Below are 1,659 nucleotides of genomic sequence, written 5' to 3'. Positions count from 1 at the left end.
GTTCCATGCCCGGTTCGCCCTGGGTCACGCCATCGCACATCGCCGGGGTGCCACCGGCGAACTGGCCGACGGAGCCGATCTCGCGCAGGGCCTTTTTGATTAATTCGGGAAAGACTTCGTACGGCTGGTGCGCCGAGAGCATGTCGTTATATGACGAAACTATCGCGATGTTGGCGGAGTTCATCATCCGCAGGCTGTGCTTGTCATCGCTGCCGCAACCGGCCACGCCGTGGGCGAAGTTGGCGCATTGCAGCTTGCCGCGCATCGGACCGTCGCTGGCCGCACCGCGGATCAATGCAAGGTAGGCCTCACGCGTGGCGCGGCTGCGGGCGATAAGCCGTTCAGTGACCTCAAGGACGCGGGGATGCATGTGTAGAACYCCAGGCTAACGGATGTGGCGACCTGATTGTCTATGCTGATCAAAGGCCGGTGTCGATGGGATGACAAACGGTTTATTTGACCATTCGGACCAGTTGATTCAGGTCACTCGTTGTAGATCGAACAAAATATTGCCATCAAAAAGGCTTGTTTTCTATTTTTTTACGAATAATCTTGTAATTCCAACAACAAAACGACKGTAGCGCCGCAATATGACTCTTCGAATCGCAATCAATGGTTTTGGCCGCATCGGCCGCAATGTCCTTCGCGCACTCTATACCCAAGGCTACCGTCAGGATCTGCAGATCGTCGCCATCAACGACCTGGGCGACAGCGCGATYAATGCTCATCTACTCAAGTACGACACCGTTCACGGCACGTTCGATGCCGATGTCCAGCACGACCAGGAGAGCCTGACGGTCAACGGCGACCGCATTTCGGTCAGCGCCATCCGCAACCCGGCCGAGCTGCCCTGGGCCGCGGAAAAAATTGATGTCGTGTTCGAATGCACCGGTCTGTTCACCGATCGGGCCAAAGCCGCCGCGCATATTACGGCCGGCGCGCGCAAAGTGATCATCTCGGCCCCGGCCAAAGGCGCCGACGCTACCGTGGTTTACGGGGTGAACCACGACATTCTGCGCCAATCGCACCAGATCATTTCCAACGCGTCATGCACCACCAACTGCCTGGCCCCGGTGGCCCAGGTGCTGCATCGCGAACTGGGCATCGAAAGCGGCCTGATGACCACCATCCACGCCTACACCAACGATCAGCACCTGACCGACGTCTATCACGTCGACCCGTACCGCGCCCGTTCGGCCACCCAGAACATGATCCCGAGCAAGACCGGTGCTGCCGAAGCGGTGGGCCTGGTGCTGCCGGAACTGGCGGGCAAATTGACCGGCATGTCGGTGCGCGTACCGGTGATCAATGTGTCGCTGGTGGACCTGACCGTGCAGCTCAAGCGCGAAGCGTCGGCCGATGAGGTCAATGCGCTGCTGAAAGAAGCCAGCCAGCACTCGAAGATCCTTGGCTACAACACCCTGCCGCTGGTCTCCAGCGACTTCAACCACAACCCGCTGTCGTCGATCTTCGACGCCAACCACACCAAGGCCAGCGGCAAGCTGCTCAAGGTATTGGCCTGGTATGACAACGAGTGGGGCTTCTCCAACCGCATGCTCGATAACTGCCTGGCGCTGTGCAACGCTGAATAAGCAGCACGCCCCCGGTCTTGCAGGAGCAGCCGGTCGACGCTCGATTGCTCGCGATGGATGTAAGGGC

Annotated in this window: 2 protein-coding genes; one reads left to right on the top strand and one right to left on the bottom strand. The window is 59.2% G+C overall.

Annotated elements, in window-relative coordinates:
- On the bottom strand, positions 1-370 hold a 370-nt coding region (locus tag ACXRVY_RS27820), incomplete at its 3' end, for a dihydroxy-acid dehydratase domain-containing protein (protein ID WP_458238813.1).
- 220 nt (positions 371-590) lie between these two features.
- Between ACXRVY_RS27820 and gap the strand changes: the two genes are divergently transcribed.
- A complete protein-coding gene (gene gap / locus ACXRVY_RS27815; RefSeq protein WP_108215125.1) occupies positions 591-1,592 on the top strand; it encodes a type I glyceraldehyde-3-phosphate dehydrogenase in 1,002 nt (333 codons plus the stop codon).
- The last annotated feature ends 67 nt before the right edge of the window (positions 1,593-1,659 follow it).

Source organism: Pseudomonas sp. P5_A2_2 (genome assembly GCF_054177685.1).
Note: the sequence above shows the minus strand (reverse complement) of the source record. Positions and strands in the feature narration are given on the sequence as shown.